21 protein-coding genes and 3 tRNA genes are annotated in these 24,447 nt (G+C 60.2%); 17 read left to right on the top strand and 7 right to left on the bottom strand.

Features of this window, described 5'->3' with window-relative positions:
* The first annotated feature begins 7 nt into the window (after positions 1-7).
* Positions 8-769, top strand: a complete 762-nt coding sequence (locus tag F8N80_RS13640; protein ID WP_150784024.1) for an ABC transporter ATP-binding protein — start codon at positions 8-10, stop codon at positions 767-769.
* 256 nt (positions 770-1,025) lie between these two features.
* Here F8N80_RS13640 and F8N80_RS13635 read toward each other — a convergent pair whose 3' ends face one another.
* Positions 1,026-1,232 (bottom strand): hypothetical protein, encoded by a 207-nt coding sequence (locus tag F8N80_RS13635; protein WP_150784023.1) that lies wholly within the window; start codon positions 1,230-1,232, stop codon positions 1,026-1,028.
* Between the two features lie 107 nt (positions 1,233-1,339).
* A complete protein-coding gene (gene dcd / locus F8N80_RS13630; RefSeq protein ID WP_028622498.1) occupies positions 1,340-1,906 on the bottom strand; it encodes a dCTP deaminase in 567 nt (188 codons plus the stop codon).
* A gap of 355 nt (positions 1,907-2,261) precedes the next feature.
* Here dcd and F8N80_RS13625 point away from each other — a divergent pair, with 355 nt between their 5' ends.
* Complete coding sequence (locus F8N80_RS13625; protein WP_002554837.1) at positions 2,262-2,471, top strand: cold-shock protein; 210 nt, start codon at positions 2,262-2,264, stop codon at positions 2,469-2,471.
* 504 nt (positions 2,472-2,975) lie between these two features.
* Here the strand turns inward: F8N80_RS13625 and F8N80_RS13610 are convergent.
* Positions 2,976-3,983, bottom strand: a complete 1,008-nt coding sequence (locus F8N80_RS13610; RefSeq protein WP_150745643.1) for a DUF481 domain-containing protein — start codon at positions 3,981-3,983, stop codon at positions 2,976-2,978.
* Between the two features lie 136 nt (positions 3,984-4,119).
* On the opposite strand from F8N80_RS13610, the gene F8N80_RS13605 reads away from it, so the two are divergent.
* From F8N80_RS13605 to F8N80_RS13590, 4 genes are all read left to right on the top strand, one after another.
* Entirely contained in the window at positions 4,120-4,500 is a 381-nt protein-coding gene (locus tag F8N80_RS13605) for an MGMT family protein (protein ID WP_440131186.1), read from the top strand.
* 44 nt (positions 4,501-4,544) lie between these two features.
* Complete coding sequence (locus F8N80_RS13600) at positions 4,545-6,098, top strand: AmpG family muropeptide MFS transporter (protein WP_150745641.1); 1,554 nt, start codon at positions 4,545-4,547, stop codon at positions 6,096-6,098.
* A 142-nt stretch (positions 6,099-6,240) separates the two neighbouring features.
* On the top strand, positions 6,241-7,956 hold the full coding sequence (locus F8N80_RS13595) for a proline--tRNA ligase (protein ID WP_150745640.1): 1,716 nt from the start codon (positions 6,241-6,243) through the stop codon (positions 7,954-7,956).
* A 17-nt stretch (positions 7,957-7,973) separates the two neighbouring features.
* Positions 7,974-8,927, top strand: coding sequence for a hypothetical protein (locus tag F8N80_RS13590; protein ID WP_150784021.1), 954 nt, complete (start codon positions 7,974-7,976; stop codon positions 8,925-8,927).
* Positions 8,928-9,074: 147 nt separating this feature from the next.
* Here F8N80_RS13590 and dinB read toward each other — a convergent pair whose 3' ends face one another.
* A complete protein-coding gene (gene dinB, locus F8N80_RS13585) occupies positions 9,075-10,136 on the bottom strand; it encodes a DNA polymerase IV (protein ID WP_150784020.1) in 1,062 nt (353 codons plus the stop codon).
* A gap of 299 nt (positions 10,137-10,435) precedes the next feature.
* Here dinB and F8N80_RS13580 point away from each other — a divergent pair.
* The 5 genes from F8N80_RS13580 to F8N80_RS13560 all read left to right on the top strand — a co-directional run bounded on the left by F8N80_RS13580 (position 10,436) and on the right by F8N80_RS13560 (position 15,321).
* Positions 10,436-10,512 (top strand) — tRNA-Met (locus F8N80_RS13580).
* Between the two features lie 220 nt (positions 10,513-10,732).
* A tRNA-Met gene (locus tag F8N80_RS13575) sits at positions 10,733-10,809 on the top strand.
* A gap of 221 nt (positions 10,810-11,030) precedes the next feature.
* Positions 11,031-11,107, top strand: a tRNA-Met gene (locus tag F8N80_RS13570).
* A gap of 276 nt (positions 11,108-11,383) precedes the next feature.
* Positions 11,384-14,026, top strand: a complete 2,643-nt coding sequence (mprF, locus tag F8N80_RS13565; protein ID WP_150745637.1) for a bifunctional lysylphosphatidylglycerol flippase/synthetase MprF — start codon at positions 11,384-11,386, stop codon at positions 14,024-14,026.
* Entirely contained in the window at positions 14,026-15,321 is a 1,296-nt protein-coding gene (locus F8N80_RS13560; RefSeq protein WP_150784019.1) for a virulence factor family protein, read from the top strand. The genes mprF and F8N80_RS13560 overlap by 1 nt, the downstream gene beginning before the upstream one ends.
* 256 nt (positions 15,322-15,577) lie before the next feature.
* Here F8N80_RS13560 and F8N80_RS13555 read toward each other — a convergent pair whose 3' ends face one another.
* The gene (locus F8N80_RS13555) at positions 15,578-17,479 is read right to left on the bottom strand and encodes a potassium transporter Kup (protein ID WP_150745635.1); all 1,902 of its coding nucleotides are present in this window, start codon (positions 17,477-17,479) and stop codon (positions 15,578-15,580) included.
* A 288-nt stretch (positions 17,480-17,767) separates the two neighbouring features.
* Between F8N80_RS13555 and rimO the strand changes: the two genes are divergently transcribed.
* The 5 genes from rimO to tsaA all read left to right on the top strand — a co-directional run bounded on the left by rimO (position 17,768) and on the right by tsaA (position 22,085).
* Complete coding sequence (rimO, locus tag F8N80_RS13550) at positions 17,768-19,105, top strand: 30S ribosomal protein S12 methylthiotransferase RimO (RefSeq protein WP_150784018.1); 1,338 nt, start codon at positions 17,768-17,770, stop codon at positions 19,103-19,105.
* Between the two features lie 113 nt (positions 19,106-19,218).
* Positions 19,219-19,692, top strand: a complete 474-nt coding sequence (locus tag F8N80_RS13545) for an acetyltransferase (RefSeq protein WP_150784017.1) — start codon at positions 19,219-19,221, stop codon at positions 19,690-19,692.
* A 204-nt stretch (positions 19,693-19,896) separates the two neighbouring features.
* Positions 19,897-20,607, top strand: coding sequence for an rRNA pseudouridine synthase (locus tag F8N80_RS13540; RefSeq protein WP_150745633.1), 711 nt, complete (start codon positions 19,897-19,899; stop codon positions 20,605-20,607).
* A 75-nt stretch (positions 20,608-20,682) separates the two neighbouring features.
* Entirely contained in the window at positions 20,683-21,153 is a 471-nt protein-coding gene (locus F8N80_RS13535) for a DUF1456 family protein (protein WP_150745632.1), read from the top strand.
* Positions 21,154-21,386: 233 nt separating this feature from the next.
* Positions 21,387-22,085, top strand: coding sequence for a tRNA (N6-threonylcarbamoyladenosine(37)-N6)-methyltransferase TrmO (gene tsaA / locus F8N80_RS13530; RefSeq protein WP_150745631.1), 699 nt, complete (start codon positions 21,387-21,389; stop codon positions 22,083-22,085).
* A 132-nt stretch (positions 22,086-22,217) separates the two neighbouring features.
* On the opposite strand, the gene fpr is transcribed toward tsaA, so the two are convergent.
* Positions 22,218-22,997 carry a ferredoxin-NADP reductase gene (gene fpr / locus F8N80_RS13525; RefSeq protein ID WP_150745630.1) on the bottom strand — a complete coding sequence of 260 codons (780 nt, stop codon included), beginning with the start codon at positions 22,995-22,997 and terminating at the stop codon, positions 22,218-22,220.
* Between the two features lie 152 nt (positions 22,998-23,149).
* On the opposite strand from fpr, the gene F8N80_RS13520 reads away from it, so the two are divergent.
* Entirely contained in the window at positions 23,150-24,076 is a 927-nt protein-coding gene (locus tag F8N80_RS13520) for a LysR family transcriptional regulator (RefSeq protein WP_150745629.1), read from the top strand.
* On the opposite strand, the gene F8N80_RS13515 is transcribed toward F8N80_RS13520, so the two are convergent.
* Positions 24,073-24,435, bottom strand: a complete 363-nt coding sequence (locus F8N80_RS13515) for a diacylglycerol kinase (protein ID WP_008030027.1) — start codon at positions 24,433-24,435, stop codon at positions 24,073-24,075. The genes F8N80_RS13520 and F8N80_RS13515 overlap by 4 nt on opposite strands.
* Between the last annotated feature and the right edge of the window lie 12 nt (positions 24,436-24,447).

Here is a 24,447-nt window from a genome sequence, read left to right as displayed (position 1 = left end):
ATGCCCCATGTACAAACTGACCATCGAAGGCCTGCATAAAAGCTATGGCGATCATGAAGTCCTCAAAGGCGTCTCGCTCAAGGCCAATACCGGCGACGTCATCAGCCTGATCGGCGCCAGCGGCTCGGGCAAAAGCACCTTCCTGCGCTGCATCAACTTTCTCGAACAACCCAACGACGGCACCATGAGCCTCGATGGCCAGAACATCCGCATGATCAAGGACCGCGACGGCATCCATGTCGCCGATTCCGATGAGCTGCAGCGGATCCGCACCCGCCTGGCCATGGTGTTCCAGCATTTCAACCTGTGGAGCCACATGACGGTGCTGGAAAACATCACCATGGCGCCTCGCCGGGTGTTGGGTTGTGACAAGAAAGAAGCCGAAGACCGCGCCCGACGCTACCTGGACAAGGTCGGCCTGGCGGCGCGGGTGGCCGATCAGTACCCGGCGTTCCTGTCCGGCGGTCAGCAGCAGCGGGTCGCCATTGCCCGCGCGCTGGCCATGGAGCCGGAAGTCATGCTGTTCGACGAACCGACCTCGGCGCTCGATCCGGAACTGGTCGGTGAAGTGCTCAAGGTGATCCAGGGCCTGGCCGAAGAAGGCCGGACCATGATCATGGTCACCCACGAAATGAGCTTTGCCCGCAAGGTATCGAGCCAGGTGCTGTTTCTGCACCAGGGGCTGGTCGAGGAGGAAGGCGCGCCGGACGACGTGCTGGGCCGGCCGAAAAGTGAACGGCTGAAGCAATTCCTGAGCGGCAACCTGTAGGAGCGAAGCTTGCTCGCGAAGGCGGTGTGTCAGACCAGGATAATGTCGTTTGCCACACCGGCTTCGCTTGTAGGAGCCAGGCTTGCCGGCGATGGCGATCTCAAGAACGCCTTCGCCGGCAAGCCTGGCTCCTACAGGATCGCTTGCTCGCGAAAAACTCCAATCCGCCGCGGGGTGTCAGGCTTGGCGCGTTATCGTTGACGACCATCGTCGGAACGCCGCCCGGAGCAAGCTTGCTCCTGCATTTGATCAGGGATCAGACAACAGGCGCGGGCGGCGGCTCATCCGGCAGGGTGGGCTCTCCCGGTTCTGTGGGTTGTTCGTTGGGGGTATCGGGATCGGGCTGCCCGGGGATGCCCCCCGCCATGACTGGCGGGTGCGCCAACAAGGACCAGGCCAGGACCCCAACCTGATTGGGCACAAGCCTTGCCAGTTCGGCACTTATTCGCGGATCGATCTTCATGGGACACTCCTGGGCAATGGTCTCGTCCGCTGTACGCGAACCGGGCAGTACACTCAATAGAGTATCTACCCGCTCAGGAATTCCCACCGGCTGCCCGATGAAATGGATCAGGTGCGCGGCAAAGTGACGCCGCGCTGCCCCTGATACTTGCCGCCACGGTCCTTGTAGGAAACTTCGCACTCTTCGTCGGATTCGAAAAACAGCATCTGCGCCACGCCTTCATTGGCATAGATTTTCGCCGGCAGCGTGGTGGTGTTGGAGAACTCCAGGGTCACATGGCCTTCCCATTCAGGCTCGAGCGGGGTCACGTTGACGATAATGCCGCAACGGGCGTAGGTGCTTTTACCCAGGCAGATGGTCAGCACGTTGCGGGGAATGCGAAAGAATTCCACGGTGCGCGCCAGGGCGAAGGAGTTAGGCGGGATGATGCAAACGTCGCTCTTGACGTCGACGAAGCTCTTTTCGTCGAAGTTCTTCGGATCAACGGTCGCCGAATTGATGTTGGTGAATACTTTGAATTCATCGGCGCAGCGCACGTCGTAGCCGTAGCTCGACACACCGTAGGAGATCACTCGCTCGGCACCTTCGCCACGCACCTGGCGTTCGACGAAAGGTTCGATCATGCCGTGCTCTTGCGCCATGCGGCGAATCCACTTGTCCGATTTGATGCTCATGGCGGGTGTCCTGAATAGCGAGGTGGAAAAATTCTGTCCGGCATCTTACCGGGCGCGCGCTTCGGGTTCAAAGTCCGGGGCACAAATCTTGCCGATCCCCCCGTAATTTCCGGCTCTTGCGGGTAAACCGGCAGACCGTCAGTCATGAAAACAGAGAAACCTTCGCAGGAAGCATTGGCACGTTCCGGAAAAAGGGTTAAGGTGGCGCCACTGTGCTGCTTGTGTCACTGAGAATCTCTACACGATATGTTGAATTTCGATCCAACCATCTACAAGAATTTTTCCTGCTCTTTGCACTCAGTCTCGGCCAGGGTTCTTCCTGCGTCGCAGTTATCTTTGTTCAAGGAGTTACACCATGTCTAATCGCCAAACTGGTACCGTTAAGTGGTTTAACGATGAAAAAGGCTTCGGCTTCATCACTCCACAATCCGGTGACGACCTGTTCGTTCACTTCAAAGCTATCCAATCCGACGGCTTCAAAAGCCTGAAAGAAGGCCAACAGGTTTCTTTCATCGCTACCCGCGGTCAGAAAGGCATGCAAGCTGAAGAAGTTCAAGTTATCTAACTTGTACTTGCTTTAGTAAAAGGCCCCGCCCTCAAAAGCGGGGCTTTTTTGTGCCCGTCTGTTTTTGCCAGACAGATCACTTTTGATTGTGCTGACGCCATCGCCTGTAGGAGCGAGCGGGCGGCGATCCGACTTGCCCGCGAACCAGGCGCCGCGGTGTATCTGGTACATCGCGTTATCGTTCTTCGCCGGCAAGCCTGGCTCCTACAGGCGAATCAGGCGCCGCGGTGTATCTGTCATACCGCGTCATCGTTCTTCGCCCGTAGGAGCGAGGCTTGCCCGCGAACCAGGCGCTACGGTGTATCTGTCATACCGCGTTATCGTTCTTCGCCGGCAAGCCTGGCTCCTACAGGCGAATCAGGCGCCGCGGTGTATCTGTCGTACCGCGTTATCGTTCTTCGCCCGTAGGAGCGAGGCTTGCCCGCGAACCAGGCGCTACGGTGTATCTGTCATACCGCGTTATCGTTCTTCGCCGGCAAGCCTGGCTCCTACAGGGAATGCGGTTTACCAGGTAACGCCAAACCCTGCCGTATAACGCGTCTTGCTCAGGTCAGCCTCATCGCTCCCCTTGATGATGTCTCTCTCGGCCTTCAGGTTCAGCGACGCCCAATCCGTCACTTTGTAGCGCAGCCCAACCTCGGCATCCAGCGCATAATCCGCCACGTTGCCCAGCGGCTTGCCCACCTCGCCATTGGTAAAGAACTCCACTTTCTTGCCGACCAGGTAGCGGTTGTAGTCCCACTTCATGGCGACCGAGTAGAAGTTATCCTTGCCGCCATCGCTGTATTCGTAATCGGTGCGGTTGAGCAGCGAGCCCAGGGAGAATGCACCCAGTTCGTCATCCCAGAACTGATAACCGGGACCGGTACCGACAGTGCGCTGACGGGCAAGGTCTTCGACCTTGTCACGCTTGTACACCAGGCGGCCCTGCCAGAACCATTTGTCGGTCAGGAAGCGGTCGAGGGAATATTCACCGCGCCAGTTGTCCGTGGTGACCACGTCATCCTGGAATTCACGGTTGTACTCGCCTTCTGCCGTATGACGCCATCTGCCATGGCGGGCACTGGTCTTGAAGTCGACGTCGTAGTCATCGGTGTCTTTTTCCGCCCGCTGATAATCCAGCGCCACGTCGATATTGCCCTTCCACATCATATCTTCGACCACCGGCTTGGGCTTGAGCATCTGCTGGATGCTGGCCAGCTCCACGGTCTTGGGACCGTCGCCGTTGGCAAGGGTCACCTTGCCGTCTTCCGCCGCATGCAGCGCCTTGGCCTTTTCGCCGGTGTAGGCATCCTGCTTGACCAGCAATTGCTGATCGCTTTCCAGGGTTTTGACTTGCTTCCAGTCGATCGGCACCGCGCCGGCATACTCGGTCTGGATCAACAGCTTGCCACCGTCGAACAAGATGATCTTGCCGCTCAGCTTGTCACCGTTCTTCAACCAGACGGTGTCGGCGAGCAGGGGCGTGGAGGCAGTGAAGACAGCGAGGCATAGCAGGGTTCTGGACAACATAAGCAAAAACAGGCTCAAGATTGCGAAAAAAAGTCGGCATTATCCATAGGAATAAGACCCTGGCTAGCAATGACCCGACTATTTCTATTGAGTTCATTTCTCAATTGGAGATACAGGCATTACTCTACGGACGGTAATGCGAATTTTCCCAGGAACTGCGGATGTGACCGACCCAACCGCTGAAAACCAAAGCCCGGCGCAAATCCGACGCACGGCGCTCTATCTGACCCTGGCGCAAGTACCCGCGGGCAAAGTCGTGAGTTACGGTCAACTCGCCGAGCTGGCCGGGCTGGGTCGCGCCGCACGCTGGGTCGGACGGACACTGAGCCAATTGCCCCCCGACAGCAAATTGCCCTGGCACCGCGTGCTCGGTGCTGGCGGGCGCATCAGCCTGCCGGTGGGCAGTGCTTCAGGGGATGAACAACGGGCGCGTTTGCGCATGGAGGGCATCAGTGTCCAGAATAATCGTGTTGATATTCAGCGCCATGGCTGGCGCCCGGTAGAGCACAGCGGTTAGAGTGCGCGCTTTGTTTCCGTAATTCTTGAGGCAGACTCCAGCCCATGCCCCGTAAAACCTGGCGCGCCGCGCTCGCCGCCTATGCCAGCCCCTCAACGCTTGTGCTGTTGTTGCTTGGTTTCGCCGCCGGCCTGCCCTACATGCTGGTGTTTTCGACACTTTCGGTCTGGCTGCGTGAAGCCGGCGTGGCTCGCGAAACCATCGGCTATGCAAGCCTGATCGGTCTGGCCTACGCCTTTAAATGGGTCTGGTCACCGCTGCTCGATCAATGGCGCCTGCCACTGCTCGGCAAGCTCGGTCGCCGACGCTCCTGGCTGGTGCTTTCCCAGGCACTGGTGATTCTCGGCCTGATCGGGATGGGTTTCTGCGACCCGCAAAAACATTTGTCCTGGCTGATCGCTATCGCCGTGGTCGTCGCCTTCGCCTCGGCGACTCAAGACATCGCAGTCGACGCCTATCGCCTGGAAATCGCCGAAGACAGCCGCCAGGCAGCGCTGGCCGCCAGCTATATGGCCGGCTATCGGGTCGCCGCACTGCTCGCGACCGCCGGCGCCCTGTTCTTCGCCGAAGGCTTCGGCTCGACCGGCTTCAATTACCAGCATTCGGCATGGGCCGGCACTTACATACTGTTCGGCGTCCTGATGGTCCCGGCGCTGCTGACCTCCCTCTTCATGCGCGAACCGCCAGTGCCACTGCGCACCCAACTCCAGGCCGGGCGCTACAGCTTTGTGCATCAACTGGCGTCGGTATTCGTGCTGATCGTGCTGCTGGTCTCCGTACCGGCCTTGTTCACCCAGCTCTACAACACCGACTTCGCCAGCGTGCTGTTCCAGGACGAAAGCCTGCTCGACCTGCTGCTCGAAGACCGCGCCTTCCTGCGGGCCATCCTCTACACCACCCTGACCGCGCTATGCCTGTCAGCCATGGGCCGCCGCGGCCTGGCGCCGGTGCTGACGCCGGTCAACGACTTCATCCTGCGGTACCGCTGGCAGGCGCTGCTGCTGCTCGGGCTGATCGCCACCTACCGGATGTCCGATACGGTCATGGGCGTGATGGCCAACGTGTTCTACATCGACCAGGGCTTCACCAAGGATCAGATTGCCAGCGTCAGCAAAATCTTCGGCCTGATCATGACCCTGGTCGGCGCCGGCATGGGCGGCCTGCTGATCGTGCGCTTCGGCATCCTGCCGATCCTGTTCATCGGCGGGGTCACATCGGCCGGCACCAACCTGCTGTTCCTGATGCTCGCCGACATGGGCGCCAACCTGAACATGCTGATTGGCACCATCTCCCTGGACAATTTCAGCTCGGGCCTGGCGACCTCGGCGTTCGTCGCCTACTTGTCGAGCCTCACCAACCTCAAGTTCTCCGCCACCCAGTACGCACTGCTCAGTTCGATCATGCTGCTGCTGCCCCGCTTGATCGGCGGCTACTCCGGGGTGATGGTGGAGAAATACGGCTATCACGACTTCTTCCTGATTACCGCGCTCCTGGGCGTCCCGACGCTGCTGTTGATCGCCGTGCACTGGTACCAGGAGAACCGCCGCGCCGGTCCGACGCCGGACCCGGTGCCGACCCAGGTCGCGGAAGAGTCCTAGGCTCTTTACGCAAGAAACTTCGCAAAGGGCGCGTCGATTCCCGCCCTTTGCCACCCCACCGACCGCACGCCTGTACGCCGGAAGATCTCGCCCGTACAATGCTCCGTCATTTCTCGTCATCAGCAACCGACAACGGCCAACCATGCGCACCAGTCAATTTTTGCTCGCCACACAGAAAGAAACGCCTTCCGACGCGGTCGTGATCAGCCATCAGCTGATGCTGCGCGCCGGCATGATCCGCAAACTCGCCTCGGGCCTGTACACCTGGCTGCCGATGGGCTTGCGAGTGATGCGCAAGGTCGAAGCCATCGTTCGTGAAGAAATGAACGCCGCGGGCTCTCTTGAAGTGTTGATGCCGAGCACGCAGCCGGCTGAACTGTGGCAGGAATCCGGTCGCTGGGAAGAATACGGCCCTGAATTGCTGCGCTTCAAGGATCGCCACGGCCGCGACTTCTGCGCCGGCCCGACCCACGAAGAAGTGATCACCGACCTGATGCGCAACGAGTTGAGCAGCTACAAACAGCTGCCGATCAACCTGTATCAGATCCAGACCAAGTTCCGTGACGAAATCCGCCCACGCTTCGGTTTGATGCGCGGCCGCGAATTCATCATGAAGGACGCCTACTCGTTCCATGCCGATCAGCCTTCGCTGCAGGTCACTTACGACCGCATGTACCAGGCGTACTGCAACGTGTTCACCCGCCTGGGCCTGAAGTTCCGCGCAGTTGAAGCCGACAACGGTTCCATCGGCGGTGCCGGCTCCCACGAGTTCCATGTACTGGCCGAATCCGGCGAAGACGATATCGTCTTCAGCAACGGCTCCGACTACGCCGCCAACATCGAGAAAGCCGAAGCCGTGCCGCGGGAAACGTCCCGTGCAGCACCGACGGAAGAGCTGCGCCTGGTCGATACACCGAACGCCAAGACCATCGCGCAACTGGTCGAAGGCTTCAACCTGCCGATCGAGAAGACCATCAAGACCCTGGTAGTTCACGCGCAAGAGCAAGGCAAGCTGATTGCCCTGATCATCCGTGGCGACCACGAGTTGAACGAAATCAAGGCCGCCAACCAGCCAGGCGTTGCCAGCCCGCTGGTGATGGCGTCCGAAGCCGAATTGCGCGACGCCATTGGCGCCGGCGCCGGTTCCCTCGGCCCGCTGAATCTGCCGCTGCCGATCATCATCGACCGTTCCGTCGAACTGATGAGCGACTTCGGCATCGGTGCCAACATCGACGACAAGCACTACTTCGGCGTGAACTGGGAACGTGACCTGCCTGTTCCGACCGTGGCCGACCTGCGCAATGTCGTGGCCGGTGACCCAAGCGCGGACGGCAAAGGCACCCTGGAAATCAAGCGCGGCATCGAAGTCGGGCACATCTTCCAGTTGGGCAACAAGTACAGCAAAGCGATGAAGTGCGAAGTGCTGGGCGAGAACGGCAAGCCGGTGACCCTGGAAATGGGTTGCTACGGCATTGGCGTGTCCCGCGTAGTGGCAGCGGCCATCGAGCAGAACAATGACGCCAACGGCATTATCTGGAGCGATACCCTGGCACCCTTCCAGGTTGCCCTGGTGCCACTGCGCTACGAAACCGAACAGGTTCGCGAAGCCACCGACAAGCTGTATGCAGAACTGACTGCCGCCGGCTTCGAAGTACTGCTGGACGACCGCGACAAGAAAACCAGCCCGGGCATCAAGTTCGCGGACATGGAGCTGATCGGCATCCCTCACCGGATCGTGGTCAGTGACCGCGGCCTCGCCGATGGCAATCTGGAATACAAGAGCCGCACCGAGCCCGAGGCGCAAGCGCTGCCGGTTGCTGATGTGTTGTCCTTCCTCCAGGCCCGTATCCGCCGCTGACACCAGATAGAGAAGTCATGTTCAAGCGAAACACCTTAGGCCTCGGTGGTGCCGCCTTGTGCGGCACCCTGCTGGTCAGCGGCTGTGCCAATCACATGTCGCAACGCAGCGAGCACGAGGAACGTGTCGAGCGCAAATTGCTCGATCACAGCCTGCAGATCGATGTCGGTGAGCCCAAGGTGCTTGAGCTTCCACAACGGCGGGTGAAAATCCACGAGCAAAAGACCTTCGAAGTCACCGAATTCGAAGTCACGCGCCACTATGACCGCTACACGCCGTACCAACCCTGGCGGGAGATCTACGAGATTCCGCTGGGCGCGGTGGCGGTGGTGGGCGGTGTCGGCGCGAATGTGGCCAACGTGTTCGCCCTCGGCAACCTTCCGGACAGTGTGACCCGGGACTGGTTCAGCTACGGTTTCGCCGGGCTCAACCCGTTCATGAACGCGCCGTCCAACGGTCGCGCACAGCAGAACCTGGCCGGCATCGACGAAGTCCAGCTGGACAAGCGCACCGAGTACTCGAGCCTGCCGTGGAGCGAGCGCCCGGTAGAGGTCAAGGCCGGCAAGGAAACCTTCGAACTGAGCACCGACAAAAACGGCATTTTTCGCCTGAACCTGTTGGACAGCCCGTTCGCCGAACATGACATCAATCATCTGAGCCGACTGCTGATCAGTGTCGCAGACGCCCAGGACGACGTGCACTCCGACTCGTCCCTGGCGGTCAGCAGTGGATTGCGCGGCAAACTGCTCGAAGCTCACGGGCTGATTTACGACGACCTCGAAGACGACGAAGTGAGCCAGTGGGTACACCGGGTCAAGCGCCTGTCGGAACTGGGCCTGGAAGAAGAAGCCACGGAGCTGGAACAGAGCCTGATCGAACTGACCCGCAACGATCCCGAGTTGCAGACCGAATTCCTCAAGTCATTGACCAAGGATGCGGGGCGACTGGTGGCGAATCCGGGACCGAATTAAAAGCAAAAGCAAAAGCTTCGCGAGCAAGCCCGCTCCCACAGGGGATTTGAGGCGGTCACAAATCATGTGTCCACAGCAGATCCAATGTGGGAGCGGGCTTGCTCGCGAAGACGGCGTTACATTCACCACTGCATCAAAACCCAACCACTACCGCTCAAACAACTCCATCTGCTCAAACCCACCCCGCAAATCCTCAAGCCTGACCCCAACCCCCAACAACCGCACCGGCTTCCCACCGCGATTGAATGCCTGGGTCAGCAACAGCTGATAACTCCCCAAATCCCGCCCTGCCCCAGCCTGCTCCAGCGTGGTCTGGGTAAAGTCATGGAATTTCACTTTGACGAACGGCTTGCCCGGCCGATAACTGCTGTCGATCCGCGCCATGCGCCCGGCCAGGGTTTCCAGAAGCTCGGGTAATTTATCCAGGCAGCTCACCAGATCCGGCAGATCCACGTCGTAGGTATTCTCCACACTGATTGACTGTCGACGACTGTCGTTGTGCACCAGACGGTCGTCGATCCCACGGGCCAGGCTCCAGAGCCGCTCGCCAAAGCTGCCGAATTCGCGCACCAGCGCCAACTTGTCCCATTCGCGCAAATGCGAGCAGTCGACGATACCGAGCCTGCCCAGCTTGTCGGCAGTCACCTTGCCCACCCCGTGGAGCTTGCTGACCGGTAAACCGCTGACAAAGTCTTCCACCTGATCCGGTGTAATGACAAACAAGCCGTTGGGTTTCTTCCAGTCGCTGGCGATCTTGGCGAGAAACTTGTTCGGCGCCACGCCGGCAGAAACGGTGATGTGCAACTGATTGGACACCCGTCGCCGGATGTCCTGGGCAATGCGGGTGGCGCTACCACCGAAATGCGCACTGTCCGACACATCGAGGTACGCTTCATCGAGGGAAAGCGGCTCGATCAAGTCGGTGTAATCGCGAAAGATCGTGTGAATTTCCTTTGACGCTTCTCTATAGGCGTCCATGCGCGGCTTGACGATGGTCAGGTCCGGGCACAGCTTCAAGGCATGCCCCGACGACATGGCCGAACGCACGCCATAGGCCCGCGCCTCGTAATTGCAGGTGGCGATCACGCCCCGCCGATCCGCCGACCCACCCACCGCCAGCGGTTTACCGGCCAGGCGCGGGTCGTCACGCATCTCGATGGCCGCGTAGAAACAGTCACAATCGACGTGGATGATTTTTCGCTGGGTCATATAAAAGCGGTGTTCATGGCGAAGAAATGGCGTCAGGCCGAGTCGGATAGGCAGTATCTCACCGACACCTGTATATAGCACCAGTACTCCGAATGTTCTTTTTCATACGTAGGAAAAGTACCGGATGAATTTAATTTCTCAATCGAACAACTCCACCCAATAGAGCCGGAGCCCTTGCCATACCTGCCTCACAGGCCTCCAGCCCCTTCCCTTGGAGAGCTAAGCGATTGAACAGGAACAGGTTTTTTCAGGATTAGGGTTGACACCCCCGCCATCCTCTGTAGAATCCGACACACAGACGCGGGATGGAGCAGTCTGGTAGCTCGTCGGGCTCATAACCCGAAGGTCGTCGGTTCAAATCCGGCTCCCGCAACCAAACATCAAGAAAGGCTACTCGAAAGAGTGGCCTTTTTTGTGCGCGCCTGTTTTGTACGAATGCAGCGCTAACCCATTGGTAGCCCAGAAAGAGAGATCGTTCTGATTCCTGAACTTGGGATCTCCCTGCCTTGCTTTGCCATTCATTTGCACTTATTCGACCAGTTTCAGGATTAAAGGTTGACTCTCCGCCGTTCGCCTGTAGAGTGCCGCCACACAGACGCGGGATGGAGCAGTCTGGTAGCTCGTCGGGCTCATAACCCGAAGGTCGTCGGTTCAAATCCGGCTCCCGCAACCAAACATCAAGAAAGGCTACTCGAAAGAGTGGCCTTTTTTGTGCGCGTCCGTTTTGTACGAATGCGGGGTTTACGCATCAGTAGCGCAGACATCAGAAATCGTTCTGATTCCAAAACTTAGGTATCCCTTGCCTAAGCCTGCCATTCATTTACACTAATTTGATCAGGTTCAGGATTAACGGTTGACACCACGGCGTATCTCTATAGAATGCCGCCACACAGACGCGGGATGGAGCAGTCTGGTAGCTCGTCGGGCTCATAACCCGAAGGTCGTCGGTTCAAATCCGGCTCCCGCAACCAAACATCAAAAAAGGCTACTCGAAAGAGTGGCCTTTTTTGTGCCTGTTGAAAAAGTCATTTCGCAACAATGGACTATCAGCGTGTTCCGTGCCGTCCAGCCTTCCGGCTCGCTGAGTTCAGACTATGCTCGATCACAGATAAAACCCTCTACGAAGGATGACGTGCCGACGCCGGATCTCGATAAGAGGCGCTATATTTGTAACTATTTTTTTCCAGAGGGATTGGTAACTTGACTGGATACCCCCATCCTGTCGCGCACAATCCAAGAGGTGATTGATGCGCACCAATTCGTCTGATCCACAAGACACCGTCACCGCGACACAACCGATCAAGGCCGAGCGCCTGCGCTTGCTGGACCTGGTCAGCAAATACCGCCAACCCCTGGGTCTGGCCGTCACTCTGCTGTTGTTCGCTATCGCGCTGATCGCCTGTCGTCACCTGCTGAGCGAACTCGATCTGTACGCGCTGCACGACTCGATTCTCGAAGTACCGCAACGGGCTCTGCTCGGCGCACTGGCTGCGACCGTGGTCGGCTTCATCATTTTGCTCGGCTACGAATGGTCGGCCAGTCGGTATGCCGGCGTGACACTGGCGCCGCGCATCCTCGCCCTGGGCGGGTTCACCGCATTCGCCATCGGCAATGCCATCGGTCTTTCGATGCTCTCGGGAGGCTCGGTCCGCTACCGTTTATATGCACGTCATGGCCTGGGGGCTTCGGAAGTCGCCCACATGACGCTGTTTGCCAGCCTTTCGCTCGGCTGTGCCCTGCCCCCGCTCGCGGCGCTCGCCACCCTCAGTGACTTGCCTGCCGCTTCCGCCGCCCTGGGTCTGTCCGAGACATTGCTCGGTGCGGTCGCTGGCGCCGTGCTGCTGCTTTTTACGGTACTGGCTATCGGTATCTACCGCCGTCGCCTGCCAGAACAGCCTTACCCGGACAATCTGCTGGTCAAGGTGGGTCGCCGCACCCTGCGTCTGCCAGGGCGTCGCCTGACGTTTCTGCAATTGGTGATCACTGCCCTGGACGTGGCCGCCGCCGCGACCGTACTTTATCTGTTGCTGCCCGAAGCGCCGCCCTTCGGTGCGTTCTTGCTGGTGTACCTGCTGGCCCTGGCCGCAGGGGTGCTCAGCCACGTGCCCGGCGGTGTCGGGGTGTTCGAGGCCATCCTGCTGGCCGCCTTCGCCGACAAGCTCGGTGCCGCGCCACTGGCTGCCGCGTTGCTGCTCTATCGCCTGATCTATGTGGTGCTGCCGTTGCTGGTGGCCTGTTTGCTGCTGCTGATCAATGAAGGCCAGCGGCTGTTCCAGACACGTCAGACCCTGCGCGCCGCCTCTGGCCTGGCTGCACCGATTCTGGCGGTGCTGGTATTTCTATCCGGCGTGGTGCTGCTGTTCTCCGGCGTGACCCCGGAAATCGATACGCGCCTGGAGCACATCGGTTTTCTGATCCCGCATCGACTGGTCGACGCCTCGCACTTCGGCGCCAGCCTGGTCGGCGTGCTTTGCCTGCTGCTGGCCCAAGGTCTGCGCCGGCGCCTGTCGGCCGCGTGGATGCTGACCACCATCCTGTTGCTGGTGGGCGCCCTGCTCTCGCTGCTCAAGGGCTTCGACTGGGAGGAAGCCTGCCTGATGACGTTGACCGCCAGCCTGCTGGGGGTTTTCCGGCGTTCGTTCTACCGCCCCAGCCGCCTGACCGAACTGCCCTTCTCGCCGCTGTATCTGGTGTCCAGCCTGTGCGTGCTCGGTGCGTCGATCTGGCTGCTGCTGTTCGCCTATCAGGACGTTCCCTACAGCCATCAACTCTGGTGGCAGTTCACCCTCGACGCCGATGCCCCCCGTGGCTTGCGCTCGCTGCTCGGTGCCGCCGTCCTGTTGCTGGTGGTGTCCCTGACCTGGCTGCTGCGCACCGCGCGCCCGGTGATCCATCTGCCGACGCCCGATGAGCTGGATCGCGCGGTCAAGATTCTCATGGCTTCCGCCCAACCGGATGGCGGCCTGGCCCTGACCGGTGACAAGGCGCTGCTGTTTCACCCTGACGCCGAGGCGTTCCTGATGTACGCCCGCCGTGGTCGCAGCCTGGTGGCCTTGTATGACCCGATCGGCCCGGCCCAGCAACGGGCCGAGATGATCTGGCAGTTCCGTGACCTGTGTGACCTCCACCACGCCCGCCCCGTGTTCTATCAGGTGCGCGCCGAGAACCTGCCGTACTACATGGACATTGGCCTGACGGCGATCAAGCTCGGCGAGGAAGCCCGGGTCGATCTGCAGCGCTTCGACCTCGAGGCCAAGGGCAAAGAGATGAAGGACCTGCGTTACACGTGGAACCGTGGCACCCGCGACGGCCTGTCGCTGGAGATCCATGAGCCGGGGCAAGCGCCGATGGATGAGCTCAAGGTGATCTCCGATGCCTGGCTGACCGGCAAGAACGTGCGCGAGAAAGGTTTCTCCCTCGGCCGTTTCAGCGATGACTACCTCAAGCACTTCCGCATCGCGGTGATCCGTTTCGAAGGGCAACCGGTGGCGTTCGCCAACCTGCTCGAGACCTACGGCCATGACCTGGCCAGCCTCGACCTGATGCGCGCGCACCCGCAGGCCCCCAAGCTGACCATGGAGTTCATGATGGTCGGCCTGATCCAACATTATAAAAATCATGGTTACGCCCGCTTCAGCCTGGGCATGGTGCCGCTGTCGGGGTTGCAACCCCGTCGCGGCGCACCGCTGACCCAGCGCCTGGGCTCGATGGTGTTCCGCCGTGGTGAGCAGCTCTACAACTTCCAAGGCTTGCGCCGCTTCAAAGACAAGTTCCAGCCTGACTGGGAACCCCGTTATATGGCCGTGCCCGCCGGACTCGATCCACTGGTGGCCCTGGCCGACACTGCTGCCCTGATTGCGGGCGGCTTGACTGGATTGGTGAAACGCTGATGATTCAACGCTCCCTGCGGTACGTACTGGGCACAATGGCAGTGCTGGCCCTGATCCTCGGCGGCGGTTACTGGTACCTCAACCGCCCGGCACCAGAACCGACCCTCGAACAGCTGACACCCGCCGACGGTGCGGCGATGACTCGAGTGATCCCCGGCAACACACCGCGCGCCCGGGTGCTGGTGGCGGTCAATGAAGAACAGAAGCTCAGCGACAAACAGTTGCTGACCCTCAGCCGCAGCGGCTCGGCGCAGATCGTCCAGGTGATCCTGCCCAAAGACTGCCTGTTGCAAAGCCGTGCCCTGCAATCCGGCCTGCGCGAACTCAAAGGCCCGGCGACCCTGGTCAGCGGCATCGGCCCGGGTGCCGTGCTCGCCTGGCGCTGGTTGTCCGAACAGAAGAACGACCAGGCCCAGGCCGTTTCGGTGGACCTGGCCCTGGAAAAACCCGGCTGCACGCACCTGCTGCCAAAAAGCGCGGCCCACGGTCACTGGCTGGTGGCCTGGAACGACAACCCGGACGACACCAGCGCCGGCTTCGTGCGCGACCAGCCGAACGCCGAAACCAGCATCAGCGACTACGACATCAACCTGCCGCAAGTGCTGAACAACGAACTGCGCAAGCGCCTGGTCGGCGGCGACAAAGCCGCTGGCGGCCTGCAGATCCCGGTGGTCGAAGTGCCAGCCGGCCAGGCCCGGGACACCGTCACCCTGTTCCTCTCCGGCGATGGCGGCTGGCGCGACCTGGACCGCGACGTGGCGGGCGAGATGGCCAAGATCGGCTACCCGGTGGTCGGCATCGATACCCTGCGCTACTACTGGCAGCACAAGAGCCCGGAGCAAAGTGCGCTGGACCTCGCTGATCTGATGCAGCACTACCGGCAGAAATGGGGTACCAAGCGCTTCATCCTCACCGGTTACTCGTTCGGTGCCGACGTCCTGCCGGCGATTTACAACCGCCTGGAGCCCGCGGAGCAGCAACGGGTCGACGCGATCATCCTGCTGGCCTTCGCCCGCACCGGCAGCTTCGAAATCGAAGTCGAAGGCTGGCTCGGCAACGCCGGCAAGGAAGCCGCCACCGGCCCGGAAATGGCCAAATTGCCGGCGGAGAAAGTGGTGTGCATCTATGGCGAAGAAGAAGTCGATGAGAGCGGCTGCACCGACAAGACCGCGGTGGGCGAAGCGATCAAACTGCCTGGCGGGCATCACTTTGACGAGAACTACCCGGCTTTGGCCCAGCGGCTGGTGGATGTGATCGAGAAGCGTCAGGCGAAGGAAACGGCGGCTCAGGAGTGATCTGAGTTTCGCCAACAAAAGAGCCCTCGTTACTTCACGGTAGCGGGGGCTTTTCATTATCGGTCCAGACGCAGCCCCCCCTGTGGGAGCGGGCTTGCTCGCGAAGACGGACTGACATTCAACATCGATGTCGACTGACACACCGCATTCGCGAGCAAGCCCGCTCCCACAGGGGTTCTCCATTGACTTCACGTTACGCGCCCACCCACAAAAAAGCCCCCGCTGCCTTCACAGCAACGGGGGCTTTTTGATGGGCTTACATTTCTACTTGGGTACCCAACTCAATCACCCGGTTCAACGGCAAGTTAAAGAACCGCAAATTACCGTTGGCGTTCTGCAACATAAAGGCGAACAGCACCTCGCGCCAGCGGGCCATGCCTACGAGCTTGGAGGCGATGACCGTCTCGCGGCTGAGGAAGTAGGTGGTGCGCATCGGGCTGAAGTCCAGGTCATCGAGATGACACAACTTCAGCGCTTGCGGCACGTCCGGTTCATCGATGAAACCAAAGTGCAGGATCACCCGGAAGAACCCTTCACCGTGGGATTCAACCTCGAAGCGCCGCGTCGGTGGCACTCGCGGAATGTCTTCGTAGACCACCGTCAGCAGCACCACTTGCTCGTGCAATACCTGGTTATGCAGCAGGTTGTGCAGCAGCGCGTGGGGCACGGCATCCGGACGCGCGGTGAGGAACACCGCGGTGCCCTGGACGCGATGCGGCGGCTGCACGCTGATGCTGCCAATGAAGATCGGCAGCGGCAAGCCGCCCTCGTCGATTCGCTCGACCAGCAGTTGCTTGCCGCGCTTCCAGGTGGTCATCAGCACAAACAGCACAATACCGGCGATCACCGGGAACGCCCCGCCCTGGACAATCTTTGGCACGTTGGCGGCAAAGTACAGGCCGTCCACCAACAGGAAGCCCAGCAACACTGGAACGGCGAGGACCGGTGGCCATTTCCACAGCAACAACATCACGGCCGACACCAGGATGGTGGTCATCAGCATCGTGCCGGTCACCGCCACACCGTAGGCCGAGGCCAGGGCGCCGGAGGATTCGAACCCCAGCACCAACAGGATCACGCCGACCATCAGCGCCCAGTTCACCGCGCCGATGTAGATCTGGCCCTGTTCGGCGCTGGAGGTGTGCTGGATACGCATGCGTGGAATGTAGCCGAGCTGGATCGCCTGGCGGGTCAGGGAGAACGCCCCGGAGATCACCGCCTGGGAAGCGATTACCGTCGCCAGGGTCGACAGGCCGACCAACGGAATCAACGCCCAGCTCGGTGCCAGCAAGTAGAACGGATTGCGGGCGGCGTCCGGATCACCGAGCAGCAACGCGCCCTGGCCGAAGTAATTCAGTACCAACGCCGGCAGCACCAGGATGAACCACGCGCGGGCAATCGGCTTGCGGCCGAAGTGGCCCATGTCGGCGTACAACGCTTCGGCACCGGTCAGCGCCAGTACCACCGCGCCTAGAATCGCCACGCCCATGCCCGGGTGCACGACGAAGAAACGTACGCCCCACACCGGGTTCATAGCCTGCAACACTTCCGGGTGCTGCAGGATGCCGTAGACGCCGAGTGCCCCCAGCACCACAAACCAGGTGACCATGATCGGCCCGAACAGAATGCCGATCCGCGCGGTGCCGTGACGTTGAATCAGAAAGAGCGCCACCAGCACGATCAATGACAGCGGCACCACCCAATGGTCGATGCCCTCGAACGCAAGGCCCAAGCCCTCGATGGCCGAGAGTACGGAAATCGCCGGGGTGATCATGCTGTCGCCATAGAACAGCGCCGCGCCGATCAGCCCGCACACCACCAGCAGGGTACGCAACCTGGCATGCCCTGCCGCCGCCCGTCGGGCCAATGCCGTCAAGGCCATGATCCCGCCTTCGCCCTGGTTATCGGCGCGCAGGACAAACATCATGTATTTGATCGAAACGACCCAGATGAGTGACCAGAAGATCAGTGCCAGAATCCCCAGCACCCCATCATGAGTGACGGGCACGCCGTAGCCGCCGGAAAACACTTCTTTGAGGGTGTACAGCGGGCTCGTGCCGATATCGCCATACACCACGCCGACCGCCGCGACCAGCATGCCGATCGGCTTGCCCGCCGAATGCTCGGCGTCTGCCGCCTGACTACTTGCCTGACCCATCCAACACTCCTGATACCCAGACCGGACTTCTTTGAAAGAAGCACTGTGCTTTACCGTGCAGCATGCGCTGTTTTACTTTTCGTTACAGACGTTTTGTTGACTGTAAGAAATCGGTAAGGCTAAACGGCGCGAAGCATAGCGCAGCACTCGTCGTATTTCCCTGCATAAAGCTGGTCAAGTGCGCCTCTCATCGCTAGAATTGCGCACTTTTTGATCAGAGGCACACCAAGTGCCCGTCTGTCGCCTTGCCGTCTTCGGCTGGAGGCGTCACCAATACCGAGGTTAGACATGTCCACCACTCCTGCGCCAGCCAATCCGAAGGTCGGCTTCGTATCCCTGGGTTGCCCCAAAGCACTGGTCGACTCCGAGCGCATCCTTACCCAGCTGCGCATGGAAGGCTATGACGTGGTGTCCACCTATCAGGACGCCGACGTCGTGGTGGTCAACACCTGCGGCTTCATCGATTCGGCCAAGGCCGAGTCCCTGGAAGTGATCGGCGAAGCCATCAAGGAAAACGGCAAGGTCATCGTGACCGGCTGCATGGGCGTCGAAGAAGGCAACATTCGCAAGGTGCATCCAAGCGTGCTGGCCGTGACCGGTCCGCAACAGTACGAGCAAGTGGTCAACGCCGTGCACGACGCCGTGCCGCCGCGCCAGGATCACAACCCGCTGATAGACCTGGTGCCGCCACAAGGGATCAAACTGACCCCGCGCCACTACGCCTACCTGAAGATTTCCGAAGGCTGCAACCACAGCTGCAGCTTCTGCATCATCCCGTCGATGCGCGGCAAACTGGTCAGCCGCCCGGTCGGTGATGTGCTCGATGAAGCCCAGCGCCTGGTCAAGGCCGGCGTCAAAGAGCTGTTGGTGATCTCCCAAGACACCAGCGCCTACGGCGTCGACGTGAAATACCGCACCGGTTTCTGGAACGGCGCGCCGGTGAAGACCCGCATGACCGAACTCTGCGACGCCCTGAGCACCCTCGGCGTCTGGGTCCGCCTGCACTACGTCTACCCGTACCCGCACGTCGACGAGCTGATCCCGCTGATGGCCGCCGGGAAAATCCTGCCGTACCTGGACATCCCGTTCCAGCACGCCAGCCCGAAAGTCCTCAAGGCCATGAAACGCCCGGCCTTCGAAGACAAGACCCTGGCTCGCATCAAGAACTGGCGCGAGATCTGCCCGGACCTGATCATCCGGTCGACCTTCATCGTCGGCTTCCCTGGCGAAACCGAAGAAGACTTCCAGTACCTGCTGAACTGGCTGACCGAAGCCCAGCTCGACCGCGTCGGCTGCTTCCAGTATTCGCCGGTCGAAGGCGCACCGGCCAACCTGCTGGACGCGGCCATCGTGCCAGACGACGTCAAGCAAGACCGCTGGGACCGCTTCATGGCGCACCAACAAGCGATCAGCTCGGCACGCCTGCAAATGCGCGTCGGCCGTGAAATCGAAGTGCTGGTCGATGAAGTCGACGAGCAAGGCGCGGTCGGTCGCTGCTTCTTCGATGCCCCGGAAATCGACGGTAACGTGTTCATCGACAACGGCAGCAACCTGAAGCCGGGCGACAAGGTCTGGTGCAAAGTGACCGATGCCGACGAGTACGATCTGTGGGCTGAACAGATCTAAACGAAAAAAACAGCAAAAGCCCCGCTCTCTTGACGAGATGCGGGGCTTTTTTACGGCTATCGTTTGGCGGGAGAAAAGACTCGCACGATCAACCGCCAACGGGGCATTCGGCCATGCGCCAACATTCGCTCATCCAGACGCCGAAACGGAGCGACTACCAGGAACTGACGCAGGTGTGGGAAGCCTCGGTGCGCGCCACCCATGACTTTCTGCCCGACAGTTACATCGAACTGCTGAAGAACCTGGTGCTGACCCGCTACCTCGACGCGGTGATGCTGATCTGCACCAAAGACTCGCGCCAGCGTATCACCGGGTTTGCCGGGGTTGCGGCGGGCAAGATCGAAATGCTCTTCATCGACCCGGCACACCGCGGCCAGGGGCTGGGTAAACAGTTGTTGCGGTATGCCCTGGAGCACCTGAATGCCAACGAACTGGATGTCAACGAACAGAACCCGCAAGCCCTGGGGTTCTACTTCAAGCAGGGTTTCGAGGTGATTGGCCGCTCCGAGGTCGATGGCATGGGCCAGCCCTATCCGCTGCTGCACATGCGCCTGCGCCAAACCCAACACCGTACGGGCCATGGCTGACACAACACCGAACACCTGTGGGAGCGGGCTTGCTCGCGAAAGCGGTGTGTCATTCAGCAGATAAGTTGACTGATCTACCGCTTTCGTCGGAACGCCGCCCGGAGCAAGCCCGCTCCCACAAAAAGCCACACAGCGCAAATGGAGCCGGGATTAACCGGCGCCCAGCAGGTACAATGCCCACCCCTTTTTTGTTACGGCCCTGTCATGACTGACCCGATTCGACTCTCCAAACGCCTCATCGAACTCGTCGGCTGTTCCCGTCGGGAGGCTGAGCTGTTCATCGAGGGCGGCTGGGTCACCGTGGACGGTGAAGTCATCGATGAGCCGCAATTCAAGGTCGGCACCCAGAAAGTCGAGCTCGATCCAGAGGCCAAGGCCACCGCGCCCGAGCCGGTGACCATCCTGTTCAACGTTGCGGCGGGCATGGATGCGGACACGGCCATGGCAACCATCAGCGCCGAGACCCTGAGCGAAGAACACCGCTTCAGCAAACGTCCGCTCAAGGGCCACTTCCTGCGCCTGACCGCCAGTACTGATCTGCAGGCCAACGCCAGCGGTTTGCTGGTGTTCACCCAGGACTGGAAGACCCTGCGCAAATTGACCGCCGATGCCAGCAAGATCGAGCAAGAGTATGTGGTCGAGGTTGAAGGCGACATGGTGGCTCACGGCCTCAACCGCCTGAACCACGGCCTGACCTACAAGGGCAAGGAACTGCCGCCGGTCAAAGCCAGCTGGCAGAGCGAAAACCGTCTGCGTTTTGCGATGAAGAACCCACAACCGGGGGTGATCGCCCTGTTCTGCCAGGCTGTCGGCCTGAAGGTCGTGGCCATCCGCCGTATCCGCATTGGCGGTGTCTCCATTGGCAAAGTGCCCTTGGGGCAATGGCGTTATCTGTCCGGCAAAGAGAAGTTCTAAGACTGCTCCCGCCGCCACACATTTTGGTGCCGCTGCTTATGCGGCGCCCACTGCCGACTATCAGGATTGCACACCATGATTCATAACGACGTACTGCGCAGCGTGCGCTACATGCTCGACATCAGCGACAAGAAAGTCATCGAGATCATCAAGCTCGGCGGCATGGACGTGACCCTGCCAGACCTGCTGACATACCTCGACAAGAAAGAAGAAGACGAAGAAGGCTTCGTCCGCTGCCCGGACGAGGTCATGGCGCATTTCCTCGATGGCCTGGTGATCTTCAAGCGCGGCAAGGACGAAAGCCGTCCGCCCCAGCCGATCGAAACACCGGTGACCAACAACATCATCCTGAAGAAACTGCGGGTGGCCTTCGAACTGAAGGAAGACGACATGCACGCGATCCTCAAGGCCTCCGAGTTCCCGGTGTCCAAGCCGGAGCTGAGCGCGCTGTTCCGCAAGTTCGGCCACACCAACTACCGTACGTGCGGCGACCAGTTGCTGCGCAACTTCCTCAAGGGCCTGACCCTGCGCGTGCGCCCGCAATAAACGCCCGCTGCGGATCTTCTCTAGGAGCTGCCGAAGGCAGTCTCTAGATCGGCGGTGTGGCCATCGCGGGCAAGCCACGCTCCCACAAGGGTTCTCGAGCGCACACATCATTTGTGTCCATTACAAAACCTGTGGGAGCGTGGCTTGCCCGCGATGACGGACTGACAGGCACCACCTTGCCAGTTGCCGTGTGGGTTATCATGCCCACCCTCATTCCCCTCCGACCCCAAACCATGACTTACAGCGTTTCCCCTATCGGCTTCGTGCGCTCCTGCTTCAAGGAGAAGTTCGCCATTCCGCGCCAGCCGCAACTGGCACCCGCCGCTCGCGGCGTGCTGGAACTGGTGGCACCGTTCGATCAGGGCGACGCCGTGCAGGGCCTGGAGCAGGTCAGCCACGTCTGGCTATTGTTCCTGTTCCACCAGGCCCTGGAAGAAAAACCACGCCTGAAAGTCCGCCCTCCTCGCTTGGGCGGCAACAAGTCCATGGGGGTGTTTGCCACCCGTGCGACCCATCGGCCCAACGGGATTGGCCAATCGGTAGTCAAACTGGACAAGGTCGAAGCCGATCGCCTGTGGATATCCGGCATCGACCTGCTGGACGGTACACCGGTTCTCGACATCAAGCCTTACGTGCCTTACGCCGATATCGTCGATGCAGCGTCCAACAGTATCGCCAGCGCTGCGCCGCAGATGATTCCCGTGCAGTGGACGGATTCGGCACTGCAACAGGCGCACGGGCACGCTCAGCGTCTTGAAGAGCCGTTGGTTGAGCTGATCGAGCAGTGCCTGGCACAAGATCCGCGTCCGGCTTATCAGACGCCTGCGCCGGAGCGGGAGTATGGAGCGCAGTTCTGGGATGTGGATGTGCGGTGGCATTACCCGGAGGCAGGGATGATCCGCGTTCTCGAAGTCATTCCCGCGAACGTCTAAATACCAGAAACCACTGTGGGAGCGGGCTTGCTCGCGAAAGCGGTGTGTCAGTCGACAGTAATGCTGACTGATACACCGCTTTCGCGAGCAAGCCCGCTCCCACAGGGAAAGCAAAGCAGGTGAGCGGTGTTCTTATTTCTCGACGAACGCACGCTCGATCAGGTAGTCACCCGGCTCCCGCATCCGCGGCGAGACTTTCAGGCCGAAGCTGTTCAGCACGTCGCTGGTCTCGTCGAGCATGCTCGGGCTGCCGCACAGCATGGCGCGGTCGTCCTGCGGGTTGATCGGTGGCAGGCCGATGTCGCTGAACAGCTTGCCGCTGCGCATCAGGTCGGTCAGGCGACCTTCGTTCTCGAATGGCTCGCGGGTCACGGTCGGGTAGTAGATCAACTTGTCACGCAGCGCATCGCCGAAGAACTCGTTCTGCGGCAAGTGCTCGGTGATGAACTCACGGTAAGCGACTTCGTTGACGTAACGCACGCCGTGGCACAGGATCACTTTTTCAAAACGCTCGTAGGTTTCCGGATCCTGGATGACGCTCATGAACGGCGCCAGACCGGTACCGGTGCTGAGCAGGTACAAATGTTTGCCAGGCTTCAAGTCGTCCAGTACCAGCGTACCGGTAGGCTTCTTGCTGATGATGATCTCGTCGCCTTCCTTCAGATGCTGCAACTGGGAGGTCAGCGGGCCATCAGGCACCTTGATGCTGAAGAACTCCAGATGCTCTTCCCAGTTCGGGCTGGCAATCGAGTAGGCACGCATAAGCGGGCGGCCGCTGGGCTGTTGCAGGCCGATCATCACGAACTGACCGTTCTCGAAGCGCAGGCCCGGATCGCGGGTGCACTTGAAGCTGAACAGAGTGTCGTTCCAGTGGTGAACACTGAGGACACGCTCGTGGTTCATGTTGCTCATGTACGTGGGACTCCTGGAGATTTTGTCTGCGCGCGCTCTGCGCCTGCTCTGCAAAAAAATTGAGCTGCTGTGCGCAATTGCATCGCATTCTAATGGCAGCGACAATATCTGTTAACTGGATTATTAAGATAAGGGTTATCGGTTATATCGATATGCGATTTACTCTCCGTCAACTTCAAGTATTCGTCGCCGTCGCCCAGCAGGAAAGCGTATCGCGCGCCGCGGGTCTGCTCAACCTGTCGCAATCGGCGGCGAGCACCTCGATCACCGAGCTCGAGCGCCAGTGCAGCTGCCAGTTGTTCGACCGCGCGGGCAAACGGCTGGCCCTCAACGCCCTCGGCAAACAGCTGTTGCCGCAAGCGGTGGCGTTACTCGATCAGGCCAAGGAAATCGAAGACCTGCTCAATGGCAAGTCCGGTTTCGGTTCCCTGGCGGTCGGTGCGACCCTCACGATCGGCAATTACCTGGCCACCCTGTTGATCGGCAGCTTCATGCAGCGTCATCCCGAAAGCCAGGTGAAGCTGCATGTGCAGAACACTGCCAACATTGTGCAGCAGGTCGCCCACTATGAAATTGATCTGGGTCTGATCGAAGGCGACTGCAGCCATCCGGACATCGAAGTGCAGAGCTGGGTCGAGGATGAGCTGGTGGTGTTCTGCGCGCCCCAGCATCCACTGGCCAGGCGTGGCACGGCGACCATGGATGAGCTAAGCCACGAGGCCTGGATTCTGCGAGAGCAAGGCTCGGGCACACGACTGACATTCGACCAGGCCATGCGTCACCATCGCAGCGGGCTGAACATTCGCCTGGAACTGGAACACACCGAAGCGATCAAGCGTGCAGTGGAATCAGGATTGGGGATTGGCTGCATTTCGCGGCTGGCACTGCGCGATGCATTCCGCCGCGGCAGTCTGGTGCCGGTGGAGACCCCGGATCTGGACCTGGCGCGGCAGTTCTATTTCATCTGGCACAAACAGAAATATCAGACCTCGGCAATGCGCGAATTCCTCGATCTGTGCCGCGCGTTCACCGCAGGGGTTCAGCGCAGCGACGAGATCGTGCTGCCCACCATCGCTTAAAGCAGGATCACCGCCCACACCAATGCGATCATGGTCAACGCCACCAATTGCGCGGCACTGCCCATGTCTTTTGCATTTTTCGACAGCGGGTGCAGCTCAAGGGAAATGCGGTCAATGGCGGCTTCCACCGCCGAATTGAGCAACTCGACAATCAAGGCCAATAGACAGACGGCAATGAGCAGCGCCTGCTCGACACGACTGACATTCAAAAAGAACGAAATCGGGATCAGGATGACGTTGAGCAACACCAGTTGCCGAAAGGCCGCTTCGCCGGTGAAGGCTGCACGCAGGCCATCCAGCGAGTAACCGGAGGCGTTGAGGATACGTTTGAGGCCGGTCTGGCCTTTGAAAGGTGACATAGAGTAGGCAAC

The sequence above is a fragment of the Pseudomonas fluorescens genome, assembly GCF_902497995.1.
Taxonomy (GTDB): Bacteria; Pseudomonadota; Gammaproteobacteria; order Pseudomonadales; family Pseudomonadaceae; genus Aquipseudomonas; species Aquipseudomonas fluorescens_BK.
Note: the sequence above shows the minus strand (reverse complement) of the source record. Positions and strands in the feature narration are given on the sequence as shown.